Raw genomic sequence first — 17,131 nt, 5'->3', positions numbered from 1 at the left:
GGCGCGTTAGGATCGCGCCTTACCAAGGGTTGAATTGGAGCCGGTATGAAGATCATCATCTGCGGGGCAGGTCAGGTCGGTTGGCATATCGCCCGCCACCTTTCGGGCGAGCGGAACGATGTCACCGTCATCGACACCAATGCCGAACTGATCCGGCGCGCCACCGATGCGCTGGATGTGCAGGGTGTGACAGGCTTTGCCAGCCATCCCGATGTGCTGGACCGCGCCGGTGCGCGCGATGCCGATCTGATCATTGCCGCGACCCATTCGGACGAGGTGAACATGGTCACCTGTCAGGTCGCGCATTCCGTCTTTCAGGTGCCGCGCAAGATCGCGCGGCTGCGCAGCTCGGCCTATCTCGACGCGATTTACTCGGATCTCTACCGCACCGATCACCTGCCGATCGACGTGGTGATCAGCCCCGAGCGCGAGGTGGCGCGGGCGGCGATCCAGCGCCTTTCCGCCCCTTCGACCTTTGATGCCGAGACCTTTCTGGACGGGCAGCTGCACCTGCTTGGCATTTTGCTGGAGGCGGACAGTCCGGTGCTGAACACGCCTCTGCGCCAGTTGAACGACATGTTCACCAGCCTTAGCGACATCGTGGCCGGGGTACGGCGGGGCGGCAAGCTGTTTGCCCCCGAGCCGGGCGATCAGCTGTTCGAGGGCGATCAGGTATATGTCTTTACCCATGCCGTCGATGTGCCGCGTACGCTGGAAATCTTTGGCAAGCCGATGGCCAAACAGGAAAGCGTGGTCATCATCGGGGCGGGCAACGTGGGCCTTGCCGTGGCCCAGGCGCTGGAGGCGCGGCCCGAACGTATCCGTGTCAAGCTGATCGAGCGCAGCCGCGCCCGGGCCGAGGATGCGGCGGACGCGCTGAACCGTACCATCGTTCTGAACGGCGACGGGCTGTCGGCCGAACTGCTGGAAGAGGCGGCGGTACCACGCGCCGATGCGGTTCTTGCCATCACGGATGACGACAAGACCAACATCCTTGCCGCGGTGCGTGCCAAGCAGGCGGGGGCAAAGCTGGCGATCTCGCTTGTCAACGACCCGACGCTGATGCCGCTGATGGAGCCTCTGGACATCGACGCCTTTATCAACCCGCGGGCCAGCACGGTTTCGACCATTCTGCGCCATGTGCGGCACGGACGGGTGCGCGATATCTACTCGATCGGCGATGCCGAGGCCGAGGTGATTGAAGCTCAGGTACTTTCGACCTCGCCCATCGCCGGGCGGGCCCTGCGCGATATCGACTTTCCCGGCGGCGCGCTGCTTGGCGCTGTCCGCAAGGGTGAACGCGTGATCAAGCCGACCGGGGATCTGCGCATCGAAGAGGGCGATATCGTGGTGATCTTTGCCCTTGCCTCTGACATTCCCGAAGTCGAGCGCCTGTTGCAGGTCTCGATTGATTATTTCTGAGGCGGGGCGATGACGCTGCTGCTGCGCCTGCCGCTGATCGTGATCCTGGGGGGTATCGGGGCGCTGGCCATGGTCCTGCCCGGACTTTACGCCCATGCGCTGGACCAGCACAAGATCGGCTCGATCTTCCTTGGCGCGGCGGGGCTGTTTCTGTTGTTGGCCGCCATGCTGGGGCTGGCAACCGCTGATCGTGCCCAGGGGACACGCGCCAGCAGCGTGCTTTTGGTCATGCTGGGGACGATGGCGGGCCTGCCCGCGATGCTGGCTGTGCCCTTTGCCCTGTCATTGCCCGACACCGGCTTTTTCAACGCCTGGTGGGAGATGGTCTCCTGCATTACCACGACGGGCGCTTCGCTTTACGCGCCCGACCTGCTGCCGGCGCCGCTGCATCTGTGGCGGTCATTGGTTGGCTGGCTGGGTGGGCTGTTCATGCTGGTCGCGGCGATTGCGCTGCTTGCCCCCCTGCGGGTCGGCGGGTTTGAGATCATGACCTCTCCCTACGGGCGCAGCGAACGGTTCGAACATCTGCCGCGCTCGGGCAATGAGCCGCTGATTCTTACGCCGTTGTCGCATCCAGCCTATCAGACCGAACTTTCCGATCCGGTGCAGCGGGCGATGCGGGCGGGGCGGGCAGTGCTGCCGGTCTATGCTGGGCTGACGCTGCTGATGTGGATGCTGCTTCTGATGCTGGGTGAGCCGGGGCTGGTGGCGCTGACCCGGGCGATGGGGACGCTGTCGACCAGCGGCATCAGCCCGGTCTCGGGTCCTGCTGGACAGGGCAGCGGTATCACCGGCGAGGTCGTGATCTTTCTTTTCCTGATTCCGGCGCTGTCGCGGCGGTTCTGGCCCGGCGGAGGAGAGCTTAAGGCCAGTGAAAGCTGGAACGACGACCCCGAATTGCGCATGGCGGCAGGTGTGGTGCTTTTGGTGTCGCTTGCGCTGTTCGTGCGCCATTTCGCCGGGGCTGTCGGCGTCTCGCCGACCGGCGCGAAGGGAATCGTCGATACGCTCGATAGTGCGATTTCGGCGGCCTGGGGCGGGGTGTTCAATGGTCTCAGCTATCTGACCACCACCGGCTGGAACTCGGTCGAGTGGGAGGGCGCGCGCAGCTGGTCAGGTCTCAGCTCTCCGGGGTTGATGCTGGCGGGCCTTGCGATGATGGGCGGAGGCGTGGCCACCGCCGCGGGCGGGGTCAAGCTGCTGCGGGTCTATGCGCTGGCCCGTCACAGCGAGCGCGAGCTTGACCGCATCATCCACCCTAGTTCTGTCGGGGGCGGCGGGCTGATGGCGCGGCGGCTGCGGCGCGAGGGGGCCTATCTCGCTTTCATTTTCTTCATGCTGTTTGCCAGTTCGATTGCGGTCACGATCATGCTGATTTCGTTGCAGCGCATCGAGTTTGACAGCGCGACGATTCTTTCCATCGCGTCGCTGACCAATACCGGACAGCTTGCCGGTGCGATTCCGCTGACGCCGACATTTCAGGGATCAGCCGGCATGGCAGGCGCGCCATGGGCAGGCTGGGCTGGTCTGCCCGGTTTTACCAAAGCGGTGCTTGCCGGTGCGATGGTCGTCGGACGGGTCGAGACTTTGGCCATCCTTGCGCTCTTCTCGCCTGATTACTGGCGGCGTTAACGCAGATCACATGCTTGCAAGCCGCCGCCTGCTCCCCTAAGTCTTGAAAACCAGCGATAAGAACAAGGTGCCCCGAATGGCCGGCGACAAACAGAACCTCCAGGACGCTTTCCTGAACCATGTGCGCAAGGGCAAGGTTCCGGTCACGATCTTTCTCATCAATGGGGTCAAACTTCAGGGCGTGATCACCTGGTTTGACAATTTCTGCGTACTTTTGCGCCGCGATGGACAATCGCAACTGGTTTACAAGCACGCCATCTCGACCATCATGCCGGGGCAGCCGATCAGCCTCTATGAGGGCGAGGACTGATTGGCCGAGCCATCGGAAACCCGTGAGCGGCCCACCCGGGCCTATGTCATCCATCCTGATCTGGGCAATGCCCGCACCCGCCGCGCCCCCGAACTGGCGCTGGAGGAGGCGGTCGCCCTTGCCCATGCGCTGCCCGCCATTGAGGTGACGGGGGCCGAGGTGGCGCGGCTGCGCAAACCTGATCCGGGGATGCTGTTTTCCAAGGGGAAGCGCGAAGAGATCGGCGCGCATCTGCAGGCCGTAGCCGATGGCGAAGGGGCCGAGCTTGTGCTGATTGACGGACCGGTGACCCCGGTTCAGCAGCGCAACCTGGAAAAGGAATGGGGGGTCAAGATTCTTGACCGCACCGGGCTGATTCTTGAAATCTTTGCCGACCGCGCCCGTACGCGCGAGGGGGTCTTGCAGGTCGAACTGGCGGCGCTGGCCTATCAGCGCACCCGGCTTGTCCGTGCATGGACCCACCTTGAACGTCAACGCGGCGGATTGGGTTTTGTCGGCGGGCCGGGTGAAACGCAGATCGAGGCTGACCGTCGCGCCATTGACGAACAGGTGGTCCGCCTGCGTCGGCAATTGTCGCGCGTGGTCAAAACGCGCGAGCTGCATCGCAAGGCCCGCGCCAAGGTGCCCTATCCAATCGTGGCGCTGGTTGGGTACACAAACGCCGGTAAATCCACGCTTTTCAATCGCCTGACCGGGGCCGAGGTTGTGGCCAGGGACCAGCTTTTTGCCACGCTCGACCCGACCATGCGTCAACTGACACTGCCGGGCGAGCGAAGGGTGATTCTGTCCGATACGGTGGGTTTCATTTCGGACCTGCCACATGAGCTGGTCGCCGCCTTCCGCGCTACGCTGGAAGAGGTGTTGGCGGCTGACCTGATTCTGCATGTTCGCGACATCAGTCATTCCGAGACCGAGGAACAGGCAGCCGATGTCGGCGAAATCCTCGATTCGCTTGGTGTTGAGGATGACGTGCCGCTGATCGAGGTCTGGAACAAGATTGACGCGCTGTCGTCCGACATCCGGCAGGCTTTGCAGAATACCGATGCACGCAAGCAGGATGTGCAGGCGATCTCGGCCCTGACCGGAGAGGGTATCCCCGCGCTGCTGTCTGCCATCGAGGCCAAACTGGCCGAGGCGCTGGACGAACCACGCCGCGAGGCAGAGCGGCTTCTGTCCCACTCTGACGGTCGCCGCCGCGCCTGGTTGCATGGTCAGGGTGTGGTTACCTCTGAAGAGATGACCGAGGACGGTGTGCGCCTGCGCCTGCTTTGGACCGACCGGCAAAAGGCAGCGTTCGAGGCTCTTTAACCGGCTTTCTCAGGCAGTTATTTCCAAATGTTAAAGCTGAATCTTCGCCCGTTTTGCGGGTGAAGTCGTCCCGTCAGGCCGGTTGCCCTTCAAGCTCATGCGCCCAGGGCGGGTTTGCCCCGGGGCGCGAGACGGTGATGGCGGCCGCGCGGGTGCCAAGCGTCAGCGCCTTGGCGATCGTCTGGGCATCAAGCCTGTCGAGGGCGTCACGGCTAAGTGCCCCTGCGCGATCAAGTGCGGCCATGACGCCCGCGTTGAACGTGTCGCCTGCGCCGATAGTGTCGGCAACCTCGACCCGCACCGCTTGGGCGATCTGGGTCTCGCCCGCCCAGAAAGCCCGCGCCCCGGCTGAACCGCCGGTCTGGAACACGACGCGAGGGCCGCGGGCAAGGATCGCCGCCGCGGCTTCTTCGTAGCTTTTGCCGGGCATCAGCCAATCCATGTCGTCGCCCGAAAGCTTGACCAGATCGGCCATGGCAAACAGCCGCTCAAGCCGCGCGCGATAGGCGTTGGAATCCGATATAAAGAAGGGACGAATATTCGGGTCCAGCATGATCGGCATGCGGTGGCGGACACGCCTGACCAGTTCCTCGACCGCAGCGCCGCAGGGATCAGGAACAAGGCTGATCCCGCCGATGAACAGTGCCGAGACGGTTTCCGGGATCTCGGGCAGGTCCTCGGGCGAGAACATGCGCCCGGCCGAGCCCTCGTCATAAAAGAAATAGCGTGCCTCGCCCCCTTCTAACGAGACAAAAGCCAGCGTGGTCAGCCGGTCGCTGCGCGGGCAAAGTGCGGTGTCGACCCCGGCTTCGGCCAGTGGGCGCATCAGCGTCTCGCCAAAGCGGTCACGCGATAGCGGCCACAGATAGCCCGTCGGTACGCCCATACGGCCAAGCGCAATCGCGGTGTTATAGACGGCGCCACCGGGCAGAGGGCGATAGTTCGCCCCTTCGGGCACCATGTCGATCAGCGATTCTCCGACGCACAGGATCATGGTTACCCCTCCCTTCCCGTTCCTAACCGCTTGGGGCGGCAAGGCCGCCCATTCCGGCCTTCTGATAGCGGTAACTGTCGGCGATGAAAATATCCGGTGTGAAGTCCGCCTCACCAATCCGCACGAAACCGCCGCGCTCATTCATCCAGATCAGTGCGAGCAGCAGGACAAGTGCCAGAAGCACCGCGAAAGTGATCTTCCACACCGACCAGGGCCGTTCGCCCTGCACCCGGCCCGACTGACCGTTGACGACGAAGCGGTAGCTTTTACCGTTATAGCGATAAGCCGCTGTCCAGACCGGCAGCAGGATATGCTTGAAGGTTTCATCCGTGTAGCGGGTCTCGATTCCGTGGATGCGCTGTTCGTTGCCGCCGATGTCGCGGCGCACGTCCATGGCGATGACACCTGCCATTTCCTGTCGCGCAATGTCATGGCCGGCGCTGAGCGGGATTGTATAACCCTCGGCCAGAAAGCCGGCCAGATATTCGGGCCGATATGGCACCAGATGCGACAGATCCCATGGGGTCAGCGCATCGGTGATCCGGCGTGGCAGAGAGCTGGAGGCAAGCACCAGCACATCGTCGAAATTCCGCGCCACCTGACCCGATACCGTTGTCCAGCGCGTCTTGCGCACCTGTTGGGCGACCCGCTGCTGGCGGCCGTCCACCATCTGGGTGACATAGACCGTTTCATAATACCAATCCCCGCGCGCGCCGCTGTAACGTGAGGCTGTATCGGCGTCGAAGGTCCAGAAGGGCGAATAGACCCCGCTCATCTTTTTGCCGCGGCGGGCATAGGCGGTCAGGCCCGACGGGGCGAACCACAGGCCGCGCAGCCAATCCTCAAGAGCCGCTTTTGCCTGAGCCTCGCTGATGACAAAGGGCAGCACGCCCTGTGGTTTGATCAGCCGGGTTGTGCCGGTGTCCGTAACCACGGCGGTGGCGCAGAACGGGCAGGCCGAGGCGTGGCGGTCGCTGGTGATTTCGACCTTTGCGCCACAATTAGGGCAAGAGAGGGTGCGGACCGTTTCGGCCAGCTCGCTGTTGCGGTCAAGCGACAGGCCATCCTCAAGCGGCAGTTCCCGCAGGCCGGGTGATTTGTGCCCCCCGTCCCATTGCAGCGCCCGGCCAGTCGCAGGGTCGCGCAGAATGGCGCTTTCGCCCCAGGGGCCCTGCTGCGGCTGGCGGGCCGGAGCACGCGCGGGGCCGGGGCCGATATCCTGCTGGTGTCCGCAAAAAGGGCAGAGCAAGCTTTGCTGCCCGGGCGAGAATTCAAGGCTCGCGCCGCAATTCTCGCACGGGTAGCGGTATTCCGAAGGCGGGGTCGGCATTCCTGTCCGTCACTCTGCCTTGGGCAGCGGCGGCGGAGGGGGAGGCGGCGCGACGGTGAACAGCTGGGCCAGCTCGGCCACGTCCTCGGCCCGTTTCCAACCGTCCTGACCGGGGGTCCAGACCAGGGTGTCACGGGCAAACTGCCCCTCGCGTGCCAGCCGGCCCAGGTGGGCGCGGCCATAGGGGCCGTCGGCTTCGCCATTGATGGCGATATGCCAGACCGTTTCGGGTTGCAGCGGCGGCGGGCTCTGCGGCGCGACCTGTGGCTGGGGCACGGCACCCCACGGACCGCGTTGCGCCATGGCGGCACCAAGGCCCGCGCCCAGTCCGGCGCCGATGCCTGCCCCCATGCCCCCGGGCTGGTTTGACGCGTTCAGCATTGCCTCGGATGCCGCGTACTGGCCAAAGCGGTTCAGATCGCCCACGATGCCCATCGAGGTCCGCTTATCAAGCATTTTCTCAACTTCGTCAGGCAAGCTAATGTTTTCAATATAAAATTCTGGAATGGTCAGTCCATACGCCGCAATCGTGGGGCTGATCGCTTTGGCGACCATCTGGCCCAGATCGCCGGTATTTGCCGCCATGTCCAGAACCGGGATGCCCGAACCTGCGATCATGCGCGAGAATTCCTGCACGATGATATTGCGCAGCTGAAAGCTGATCTCATCGGCGGTGAATTCGCCATCGGTGCCGACGATCTCGGTCATGAAGCGGCCGGGGTCGGTCACCCGCATGGAGAAGGTGCCAAAGGCGCGGATGCGCACCGGGCCGAATTCCGGATCGCGGGCGATGACCGGGTTGCGCGTGCCCCATTTCAGGTCGTTGAAACGGGTGGTGTTGACGAAATAGATCTCGGACTTGAAGGGGCTGCGAAAGCCGTGGTCCCAATGTTGCAGCCGGGTCAGGATCGGCAGGTTGTTGGTTTCCAGCATATAAAGACCGGGCTGGAACACATCGGCAAGCTGGCCCTCATGGATAAAGACGGCCGCCTGACCCTCGCGCACGGTCAGCTTGGCGCCGTATTTGATCGCCTTGCCTACCGTCGGATAGCGCCAGACCATGGTGTCGCGGCTGTCGTCGGTCCATTCGATGACATCAATGAACTCGCCGCCGAGGATGTCGAAAATGCTCATGAGGCTTGCCTTTCGCGCTTGCCGGGACGCGTGGCGAGGATGATCCCCGCGCCTGTCCCGCGTCAAGCCCCGACTGCCGGGGCTAGGCTTCGGTTCCCAGAAGTTCGCGGGCGATCTGCAGGATGATCGGACGCGCCTCGGCCACGGTCATGCCGGGCTGCAGCCGAGGATCGTAAAGGATCTTGAGCAACAGCTCATCATGCGGGGTCAGATAGGCGAATTCTTCGTCATCGTTGAAGATCGAGGGCCGCACCCGCGGGCTGTCATTGGCAAGGCCCATGCCCTGTGCCAATTCTTCGTGAATGCACGAACGGCGCAGCCGCGAAGGCAGCTCGGCCCGGATCAGCGCCACGGCCTGGGTGTAGGTCGGCGAGTTGCCGTTGGAATAGGCAAAGACCGTGCAGTAATTCTGCGGCGCCAGATCGCGCAGCGCGTCTATATCGCTTGCCGGGATGCCCGGTACGAGCGAGGCGAGGCGCGGGGCGATCTGGCGCCGCTCATCCTCGTTCACGATCAGGACGTTGAAATTGCCCGTACCGCCGGTCAGCCCGACCGGATGGCCGCTGACGCTTTGCAGCCGTGCGGCAAGGCCCGCGATGTCGGCCCGGTCACGGGCCCGCAGCGCCGGAGCGACCGAGTCCCCGAATTCGACCCGCACCAGCACCGGCTGTTGCCAGCGCCGCAGGGGTGCTGGGGTGGCGCGGGGGATCAGCTTGCCCCCTTCGCGTATATATTCGTCGTGAAGGGCGACCTCGATGAAATCCTCGGCCAGCTTTTCGGGGGTCAGGGTGATCTCGGTCCCCCCATCGGTGCGCAGACGCCCGCGGCTGATCAGCGTTTCCTCAACATTGGCAAGATATTCGCGCATACTGCGGCTGGCCGGAGAGGCGGCCGCCGCCTCGGCCCGCGCGGTTGCGGCGCGTGCGGTTTCAGCGCGTTCGCGCCGCAGGGCTGCCTGATCGACCTCGGGTGGTTCGGGCCGGTCCGGGGGTGGCGGTGCCTTGATTACGGGCGGCGGCGCCTCGGTCTGGGTTTCGGGCGCACAGGCGGAAAGCAGCGCCAGCAGAGCCAGCGCAAAAGGCAGAGCGAACGGCTGTGCCAAAAGTCGGGGGCGGGTGGTCAGGGTCACGATGGTGTCGAGGCTGGGGAGGTGGAGCCGGCTCGGGCCGAGGCGAGGGTCTTGCGCAGTTCCGCTTCCATCGTCCTGAGGTCTTCCTCGGCGGCGGCGCGGCGGACGCGACCTTCGTCAGCGATGCGCAAGCTGTCCTCGATGGTCGAAATCAGCTCGGCATTAGCGGTGCGCACCGCCTCGATGTCAAAGACGCCCCGCTCGACCTGAGTGCGTATCTGGGCATTCGCTTCGCGCAGATTCTTGGCGTTTGCGGTCAGCAGGTCGTTGGTCAGGTCGTTTGCCTCTTTGACCGCGCGGGCGGCCTCGGCGCTGCGCTGGATGGTGACTGCCTGAGCCAGCTGCGTTTCCCACAGGGGCACGGTGTTCACCAGTGTCGAATTGATCTTGGTGATCAGCGATTTGTCGTTTTCCTGCACCAGCCGGATCGAAGGCAGAGACTGCATCGTCACCTGTCGCGTCAGCTTCAGGTCATGGACCCGACGCTCAAGATCGTCGCGCGCCGAGCGCAGGTCGCGCAGTTCTTGCGCGGCCATGACCTTGTCGTTTTCTGCCGCAGCCTCGACGGCGGCTTCCTTTGCGGGGATCTCGTCACGGTCGATCTGCGCCAGTTTTTCCTCGCCCGCTGCGATATAGAGCGCGAGCTCGTCGTAGAAGTTCAGCGTGCGATCATAAAGCAGGTCCAGCGATTTGATGTCTTTCAACAACAGGTGCTGGTGATGGTCCAGATCGGCGGTGATGCGATCAATCTGGCCCTGAACCTCTTCGTAGTTGGCGACGAATTTCGCGAATGGAGCGGCACGGCCCAGCAGTTTTTCCCACCAGCTGCGCTTGCGCCTTACGTCGAGTTCGCTGACCGAAAAGCCGCGGATCGTGGTCACGATCTCGCGCAGCGATTCGCCGGCGGGGCCAACGTCCTTGTTCCTGACCCCTTCAAGCATCGCCTGGCTGATTTCCTGCAGCTCATTCTGGGCGCGGGCACCGAAATGCACGATCGAGCCAGAGTCGCGGATATTCACCTCGGCCATGCGCTTGCGGATTTCCTCGGCAAGCTCAGGGTTGGCCTCGCTGAGGGTTGGGGCTGCTGCAGGTGGTTCGGGCAGGACGACCGCGGTCACGGTCTGGATTTCGTCCAGGGCTGCCTGGGCGCTGGCCTGTGTCTGCGTGGTCATCCGGTGTAGTCCTTTCATGTGTCGCAAGGGCCCGGCAGCAGAATAGGCCCTTTCCCGTCGAGTTCAACGAGCGCCCTGCCCATCAGTTCCCTTTGTTTTTGGTGGTGTTGCCATCCTGCCGGGGTGGGACGGGCCATGATGGGGCGGGCGCTTGCCGGCGGGGGTCGCTTTGCGTTGCACGGGCAGCGGGGGGCGTGTAGAACCTGCCCGATCGAGCGTTGCGAAGGAGCCCGTGCATGCGCAGAGTTGTCGTCACCGGACTGGGGATGGTCACACCGCTGGCCTCGGGGGTCGAAGAGACCTGGTCGAGACTGCTGGCCGGAGAATCCGGTGCCGGCCTGATCACTCGTTTCGACACCAAGGATGTGGCGACGAAATACGCCTGCGAAATTCCGTTCGGGGATGGTTCGAACGGCACATTCAATCCCGATGACTGGATGGAGGCCAAGGACCGCCGCAAGGTGGACGATTTTATCGTCTATGGCATGGCCGCTGCCGAGCAGGCCGTCCGCGATTCCGGCTGGGTGCCCGAAAACGAGACTGACCGCGAGCGTACCGGCGTGCTGATCGGTTCGGGCATCGGCGGGTTGCAGTCGATCGCCGAAACTGCGGTTCTGATCAAAGAGCGCGGACCGAAACGGGTGTCGCCCTTCTTTATTCCCGGGGCGCTGATCAACCTTGTTTCAGGGCAGGTCTCGATCCGCTTTGGTTTCAAGGGGCCGAACCATGCAGTAGTGACCGCCTGTTCGACCGGCGCCCATGCTATCGGTGATGCGGCGCGGCTGATTGCCCTGGGCGACGCTGACGTTATGATCGCTGGCGGCACCGAAAGCCCGATCTGCGAGATCGGCATCGCCGGCTTCAACGCCTGCAAGGCACTGTCCACCAAGCGCGAGGCTGATCCGAAGGCGGCTTCGCGGCCCTGGGACGTGGATCGCGACGGCTTTGTCATGGGCGAAGGCGCGGGCGTTCTGGTGCTTGAGGAATACGAGCACGCCAAGGCCCGTGGCGCGCATATCTATGCCGAGATTCTGGGCTATGGTCTGTCGGGCGACGCCTATCACATCACCGCGCCAAGCGAGGATGGCGAAGGCGGTTTCCGCAGCATGTCCAATGCCTTGGCTCGTGCCAGTATCAAGCCGGGCGATCTGGATTATATCAACGCGCATGGCACCTCGACCATGGCCGACGTGATCGAGCTTGGCGCGGTCGAGCGGCTGCTTGGCGATGCGGCTGGCAATGTGGTGATGTCCTCGACCAAGTCGAGCACCGGCCATCTTTTGGGCGCGGCAGGCGCGGTCGAGGCGATCTTCTGTATTCTCGCCTTGCGTGACCAGATCTGTCCGCCGACCATCAACCTTGACAATCCGGCGCGTGAAACGCCCGTCGATCTGGCCGCCAATGCTGCTGTGCGCCGCAAGGTGGATTACGTGCTGTCGAACAGCTTTGGCTTTGGCGGCACCAACGCCAGCCTGGTGATGGGACGGGTCAAGGAATGATCTGGCGCCATATCGCGTCGAACTTCCTGACACTGCTGATTGTGGTGCTGATTGCGGTTGCGGCCGCGGTCGCCTGGGGCAAGCATGAATACGACCGGCCCGGCCCAAGCGCCGTGGCTGCTTGTGTGCGTGTCGCGCCTGGCGCCAGCCTGAACGCGATCAGTCAGCAGCTGGCCGAACAGGGCGTGATCTCGAATGCCTATGTCTTTCGGGTCGGCGCTGATTATGAAGGCAAGTCGCGCAATCTGAAATTCGGCTCGTATCTGGTCCCTCCGCAGGCCAGCATGGCCGAAATCTCTCGCGTCATTACCGCAGGCGGCCCCAGCACCTGTGGCACCGAGGTCGTGTTCCGCATTGGTGTGCGCGAAAACTCGGTGATCCTGCGAGACATGGATTCCGAAACTGGCGTTTTTGCCGAACAGGCGAAATACAACCCCGCCACCGAGCCTGCGCCTGAGGTCATTGCCGCCGCCGAGCAAAAGCCGGACGCGCGGCTGCGTATTTCGGTCGCGGAGGGCGTGACCAGTTGGCAGGTGGCCGAGGGTCTGAAGCAAGCAGGTTTCCTGGGCGGCGAGGTCGGCAGGCTTCCTGCCGAGGGCAGCCTCGCGCCCGACACCTATGATGTCGAAAAGGGTGCGGATCGCGCCACCCTGCTGGCCGAAATGGCGCGGCGGCAATCGTCGATCCTGGCCTCGGCGTGGGAGGCGCGGGCGCCGGATCTGCCCTATGCTTCGCCCGAAGAGGCGCTGATCATGGCCTCGATTATCGAAAAAGAAACCGGGATCCCGGAAGAGCGTCGCGTGGTCGCCAGTGTCTTTGTGAACCGGTTGCGCCAGGGAATGCGACTGGAGACCGACCCGACCGTGATCTACGGCATCACTGGCGGCAAAGGGGTTCTTGATCGCGGCATTCGCGGCTCTGAGCTGCGGCGGCGCACGCCTTATAACACCTATCAGGTGGACGGGCTGCCTCCGACGCCGATCGCCAATCCGGGCCGGGCTGCCATCGAGGCAGCGCTGAACCCCGAGGATACGGACTACGTCTTCTTTGTCGCGGACGGTTCGGGTGGTCACGCCTTTGCCCGGACGCTGGAAGAGCACAACAGCAATGTTGCCCGGTGGCGTGAGATCGAGCGTCAGCGCGGACAGCCGCTTTCCCCGGTTCAGGGTGACTAGATTCGGCAGTTGACGGGGGCGTTTTCGCCCCCGTTGCATATTGCGTGCGCTGAGGTGTTGCGCGGCCCATCCTGTTGTTTTCATTGATTTATCCTGAGATGCCGAACGCAACCAATGGGTTTTTATTGACTTTGCGAACGCCCTAAAGTAGAAATTACCCATGCTGGGAGAGGTGGGCAAGCGGCCGGGTCGGATGACCCGAGGCCGCTTTTTTCATTTCTTGCTCGTGCGGACAGACACACGAGGGCAGGACGATCAGGAATGACGATGAATTTCGATCCGGGGCCGGAGGCACCGGAAGGGCCTTTCGTGCCCGGCGCCGCCGCGGCGCCTGACATGGATGTGCTTGCGATCGCGGATGGGCTGTTCCGGTCTTATGCGGCGGATCTTGCCCGATTGCGGGCCAAGATTCAGGCCGGCGAGATGGACGAGTTGAAGGAATCCGTCCGGATGGTGCGCGACCTGAGGGCCGCGACCCAACTGGTGCTGGAGGAAAGGAGCAAGGTTGACAAGCTTCGCAAGGAAGCTGCCGGACAGGTCGGCGCGGGAACGCTTGACCTTGTCGCGGCACGCGATGAGATCGGGCGCCGCCTGGCTTGCCTGCGCCGCGCAGGAGGAGGTTGACGAATTCCTGGGCAGCCTTGGCGACAATGCCCTTGCGGCACTGCCCTGGCTGTTCGAGTTCTGGGCGCTGCCGCATCAGCTGCCGCCCGAGGGCGACTGGAAATCCTGGGTGATCATGGGGGGACGCGGCGCGGGCAAGACCCGCGCCGGTGCCGAATGGGTGCGCATGCAGGTTGAAGGAGCTACCCCAGATGCGCCGGGCCGTGCCCGTCGCCTTGCGCTGGTTAGTGAGACCTTTGATCAGGCGCGTGACGTCATGGTCTTTGGCGAGTCGGGGATTTTGGCCTGCTCGCCTCCGGATCGCCGTCCGGTGTGGGAGGCGGGACGGAGGCGGTTGGTCTGGGCAAATGGCGCCACCGCACAAGTTTATTCGGCGCATGAGCCCGAGGCGCTGCGTGGTCCGCAATTCGATGCCGCCTGGGTCGATGAACTGGCCAAGTGGAAGAAGGCCGAGGAGACCTGGGACATGCTGCAATTTGCCCTGCGTCTGGGGGAACACCCTCAGCAGGTGGTGACGACGACGCCAAAGAATGTCCCGGTGTTGAAGCGGATTCTGGGTAATGCCTCGACCGTGACCACCCATGCGCCGACCGATGCCAACCGTGCCTATCTGGCCGAGAGCTTTCTTGCCGAGGTCGAGGCGCGCTATGCGGGCACACGGCTTGGACGGCAGGAGCTTGAGGGGCTGCTTCTTGAAGATGTCGAGGGCGCGCTTTGGACGACTTCGATGCTTGAACGGTGCAGGGTCGATGCGGCCCCGACGCTATCGCGTATCGTGATTGCGGTCGATCCCGCGGTGACGGGCGGGGCTGGCGCTGATGAATGCGGCATCGTCGTCGCCGGGGTGGTGGCCGAGGGTCCGGTGACCGACTGGCGGGCCTATGTGCTTGAGGATGCCTCGGTCCGGGGCGGGCCGTCTGATTGGGCGCGGGCGGCAATTCAGGCGATGGAGCGGCATGGCGGCGAGCGGCTGGTGGCCGAGATCAATCAGGGCGGCGATCTGGTGGAAAGTGTTTTGCGCCAGATCGACCCGCTGGTGCCCTTTCGCGCCTTGCGTGCCGGGCGGGGCAAGGGGTTGCGGGCCGAGCCGGTCGCGGCGCTTTATGAGCAGGGTCGGGTTCACCACCTGCGCGGCCTGGGGATCCTTGAAGATCAGATGTGCCGCATGACCGTCGCGGGCTATGGTGGCAAGGGCTCACCGGATCGTCTGGATGCTCTGGTCTGGGCTATTCACGAGCTGATGATTGAGCCGGCGGCGCATTATACGCGTCCTGCGGTACGCGCGCTCTAGCGGCTTCGGCGCCGCTTTTGCGGGGCTGTCGCATGGATATTTGGACACGGAAGAACGGGCCATGGGGCTCGTGAGGGTCGCGGTCAGCGGCCCTTTTTTCTTGGGATTTTCATGAGGAGCCTATGGCATTTCCCTGGTTCGGGCGGAATGGGGTATCGGCGCGGCCAACCACCGCAGTCGAGAAAAAGGCCAGCGCCGCCGGTAAGGTAGTGGCGTTGGCAGCGGGGTCAGGTCGGGTTGTCTGGTCCCCGCGTGATACGGTCAGCCTGACCAATGCCGGGTTCATCGGCAATCCGGTCGGTTTCCGAGCCGTACGGCTGATTGCCGAAGCGGCGGCTGCGGTGCCGCTGATCTGTCAGGACCGAGAGCGGCGTTATGACGTGCATCCGGTGCTGGATCTGCTGCGCAGGCCCAATCCGGCGCAGGGCCGTGCCGAGATATTCGAGGCGCTTTATGGCCAGATCCTGTTAAGCGGTAACGGTTATCTGGAGGCGGTCGGTATGGGGCCCAAAGGCCTGCCTGCGGAGCTGCATGTCTTGCGCGCTGATCGGATGGCGGTGGTGCCGGGGCCGGATGGTTGGCCCATCGCCTATGAATATGGTGTGGGCGGCCGCAAGGTTCGGTTCGATATGGCGGGTAGTCCCGATCCGATTTGCCATATCCGCAGCTTTCATCCTTTGGACGATCATTATGGGCTGTCGCCGATGCAGGCGGCTGCGGTGGCTGTCGATGTCCACAACAGCGCTTCGAGCTGGTCGAAGGCTTTGCTGGATAATGCTGCGCGGCCTTCCGGCGCTATCGTCTATCGCGGTGCAGATGGGCAGGGGAACCTGTCGCCCGACCAGTATGATCGGTTGGTTGCCGAGATGGAGATGCATCATCAGGGCGCCCGTAATGCCGGTCGACCGATGCTGTTGGAGGGCGGGTTGGACTGGAAGCCGATGGGGTTTTCCCCCTCGGACATGGAGTTTCATCAGACCAAGCTGGCCGCTGCGCGCGAGATTGCACAGGCTTTTGGCGTGCCACCCATGCTGATCGGTATTCCGGGCGAGGCGACCTATGCCAACTACGCCGAGGCGCATCGGGCGTTTTATCGGCTGACGGTTCTGCCTCTGGTCTCGCGCGTGGCGAGTGCCGTGGCGTGGTGGCTGTCCGAGCATCTGGGCAATGAGATCGACTTGCGTGCCGATCCGGATCAGGTGCCTGCGCTTGCTGAGGAACGCGACGCCCAATGGCGGCGTGTCGGCGAGGCGGCCTTTCTGAGCGAGGCGGAAAAGCGCGCGGTTCTGGGCCTGCCGCCTGCGCAGGAGGACTAGGATGGAGGGCTCGCGTTTCGTCAAGGAGCCCTTTGACTGGCATGACCAGCGCCTCAACACCCAAGAGCGGATCATGGCGCTGCAGTTTGGTCAGGTCGAGCGCCGGCTGGAGCGGATCGAGGCGCTGATCGAAGGGCTGGAGCGGCGCTTATGGATGACGGTCTATGGCGTTGTCGCGGTGATCCTGACCCAGGCCGTGCAATCGATCATGACCTTTACGCCAAAAGGGGGATAGCGTGAATTCAAAGGATTACGGGCTAGAGTTGAAGTTTGCGGCGGGATCGTCCCTGATCTTGGACGGTACGCGGATCGAGGGCTATGCCAGCCTGTTCGGCGTTACGGATCAGGGCGGCGATGTCGTCTTGCGCGGGGTCTATGCCGAAAGCCTGAGGCGGCTTGCCGCGCGCGGCGACCGTGTGCGGATGCTGTGGCAGCATGACCCGACCCGGCCGATCGGCGTTTGGGACGAGATACGAGAGGACGAGCAGGGTCTGTGGGTCGCGGGTAGGCTTTTGCCCGACATTGCCCAGGCCCGCGAGGCGGCGGCGCTGATCGCTGCTGGTGCCATCGACGGGTTGTCGATCGGCTATCGCACAATTTCGGCCGAGCGCGATGCCAAGGGCCGGCGGCGGCTGACCGAGGTCGAGCTGTGGGAGGTGTCCTTGGTCACCTTTCCCATGCTTGCCGAGGCAAAGGTGGGCCGAAAATCAGGCGGAATCGACGAACTGGCAGCGGCTTTTCGGGCCGCAACGCAGGCGCTGCGCGCCGAATGATTTCATCCAAATGGAGGGGAGC

16 protein-coding genes are annotated in these 17,131 nt (G+C 63.7%); 11 read left to right on the top strand and 5 right to left on the bottom strand.

Annotated elements, in window-relative coordinates; all coding sequences use genetic code 11:
* Positions 1-45 precede the first annotated feature (45 nt).
* The 4 genes from trkA (at position 46) to hflX (ending at position 4,672) form a co-directional block, all read left to right on the top strand.
* The gene (gene trkA, locus PARACOCCUSGL_RS0105900; RefSeq protein ID WP_010394170.1) at positions 46-1,422 is read left to right on the top strand and encodes a Trk system potassium transporter TrkA; all 1,377 of its coding nucleotides are present in this window, start codon (positions 46-48) and stop codon (positions 1,420-1,422) included.
* 9 nt (positions 1,423-1,431) lie between these two features.
* Entirely contained in the window at positions 1,432-3,054 is a 1,623-nt protein-coding gene (locus PARACOCCUSGL_RS0105895; protein WP_010394168.1) for a potassium transporter TrkG, read from the top strand.
* A 76-nt stretch (positions 3,055-3,130) separates the two neighbouring features.
* Positions 3,131-3,364 (top strand): RNA chaperone Hfq, encoded by a 234-nt coding sequence (hfq, locus tag PARACOCCUSGL_RS0105890; RefSeq protein WP_010394165.1) that lies wholly within the window; start codon positions 3,131-3,133, stop codon positions 3,362-3,364.
* Complete coding sequence (gene hflX, locus PARACOCCUSGL_RS0105885; protein ID WP_010394150.1) at positions 3,365-4,672, top strand: GTPase HflX; 1,308 nt, start codon at positions 3,365-3,367, stop codon at positions 4,670-4,672.
* A gap of 73 nt (positions 4,673-4,745) precedes the next feature.
* On the opposite strand, the gene PARACOCCUSGL_RS0105880 is transcribed toward hflX, so the two are convergent.
* The 5 genes from PARACOCCUSGL_RS0105880 to PARACOCCUSGL_RS0105860 all read right to left on the bottom strand — a co-directional run bounded on the left by PARACOCCUSGL_RS0105880 (position 4,746) and on the right by PARACOCCUSGL_RS0105860 (position 10,431).
* Entirely contained in the window at positions 4,746-5,666 is a 921-nt protein-coding gene (locus PARACOCCUSGL_RS0105880; protein WP_010394148.1) for a carbohydrate kinase, read from the bottom strand.
* Positions 5,667-5,688: 22 nt separating this feature from the next.
* On the bottom strand, positions 5,689-6,996 hold the full coding sequence (locus PARACOCCUSGL_RS0105875; RefSeq protein WP_010394145.1) for a hypothetical protein: 1,308 nt from the start codon (positions 6,994-6,996) through the stop codon (positions 5,689-5,691).
* A 9-nt stretch (positions 6,997-7,005) separates the two neighbouring features.
* Positions 7,006-8,130 carry an SPFH domain-containing protein gene (locus tag PARACOCCUSGL_RS0105870; protein WP_010394143.1) on the bottom strand — a complete coding sequence of 375 codons (1,125 nt, stop codon included), beginning with the start codon at positions 8,128-8,130 and terminating at the stop codon, positions 7,006-7,008.
* 82 nt (positions 8,131-8,212) lie between these two features.
* The gene (locus PARACOCCUSGL_RS0105865) at positions 8,213-9,259 is read right to left on the bottom strand and encodes a DUF2927 domain-containing protein (RefSeq protein WP_010394139.1); all 1,047 of its coding nucleotides are present in this window, start codon (positions 9,257-9,259) and stop codon (positions 8,213-8,215) included.
* Positions 9,256-10,431: a toxic anion resistance protein gene (locus tag PARACOCCUSGL_RS0105860; protein ID WP_010394137.1), complete on the bottom strand. Its 1,176-nt coding sequence runs from the start codon at positions 10,429-10,431 to the stop codon at positions 9,256-9,258. The genes PARACOCCUSGL_RS0105865 and PARACOCCUSGL_RS0105860 overlap by 4 nt, the downstream gene beginning before the upstream one ends.
* Before the next feature lie 236 nt (positions 10,432-10,667).
* On the opposite strand from PARACOCCUSGL_RS0105860, the gene fabF reads away from it, so the two are divergent.
* The 7 genes from fabF (at position 10,668) to PARACOCCUSGL_RS0105825 (ending at position 17,109) form a co-directional block, all read left to right on the top strand.
* Positions 10,668-11,930: a beta-ketoacyl-ACP synthase II gene (gene fabF / locus PARACOCCUSGL_RS0105855; protein WP_010394134.1), complete on the top strand. Its 1,263-nt coding sequence runs from the start codon at positions 10,668-10,670 to the stop codon at positions 11,928-11,930.
* Positions 11,927-13,105: an endolytic transglycosylase MltG gene (mltG, locus tag PARACOCCUSGL_RS0105850; protein WP_010394132.1), complete on the top strand. Its 1,179-nt coding sequence runs from the start codon at positions 11,927-11,929 to the stop codon at positions 13,103-13,105. The genes fabF and mltG overlap by 4 nt, the downstream gene beginning before the upstream one ends.
* 261 nt (positions 13,106-13,366) lie before the next feature.
* The gene (locus PARACOCCUSGL_RS20300) at positions 13,367-13,729 is read left to right on the top strand and encodes a hypothetical protein (protein WP_010394130.1); all 363 of its coding nucleotides are present in this window, start codon (positions 13,367-13,369) and stop codon (positions 13,727-13,729) included.
* Positions 13,680-15,020, top strand: coding sequence for a DNA-packaging protein (locus PARACOCCUSGL_RS0105840; protein WP_010394128.1), 1,341 nt, complete (start codon positions 13,680-13,682; stop codon positions 15,018-15,020). The genes PARACOCCUSGL_RS20300 and PARACOCCUSGL_RS0105840 overlap by 50 nt, the downstream gene beginning before the upstream one ends.
* A gap of 122 nt (positions 15,021-15,142) precedes the next feature.
* Entirely contained in the window at positions 15,143-16,336 is a 1,194-nt protein-coding gene (locus tag PARACOCCUSGL_RS0105835; RefSeq protein WP_010394126.1) for a phage portal protein, read from the top strand.
* A 1-nt stretch (position 16,337) separates the two neighbouring features.
* The gene (locus PARACOCCUSGL_RS0105830; RefSeq protein ID WP_010394124.1) at positions 16,338-16,571 is read left to right on the top strand and encodes a hypothetical protein; all 234 of its coding nucleotides are present in this window, start codon (positions 16,338-16,340) and stop codon (positions 16,569-16,571) included.
* 1 nt (position 16,572) lies between these two features.
* The gene (locus tag PARACOCCUSGL_RS0105825) at positions 16,573-17,109 is read left to right on the top strand and encodes an HK97 family phage prohead protease (protein ID WP_040601730.1); all 537 of its coding nucleotides are present in this window, start codon (positions 16,573-16,575) and stop codon (positions 17,107-17,109) included.
* Positions 17,110-17,131: the final 22 nt, after the last annotated feature.

Source organism: Paracoccus sp. TRP (assembly GCF_000185925.1).
GTDB lineage: Bacteria > Pseudomonadota > Alphaproteobacteria > Rhodobacterales > Rhodobacteraceae > Paracoccus > Paracoccus kondratievae.
The sequence above is the reverse complement of the archived record's forward strand: the minus strand, read 5'-3'. Positions and strand labels throughout refer to the sequence as shown.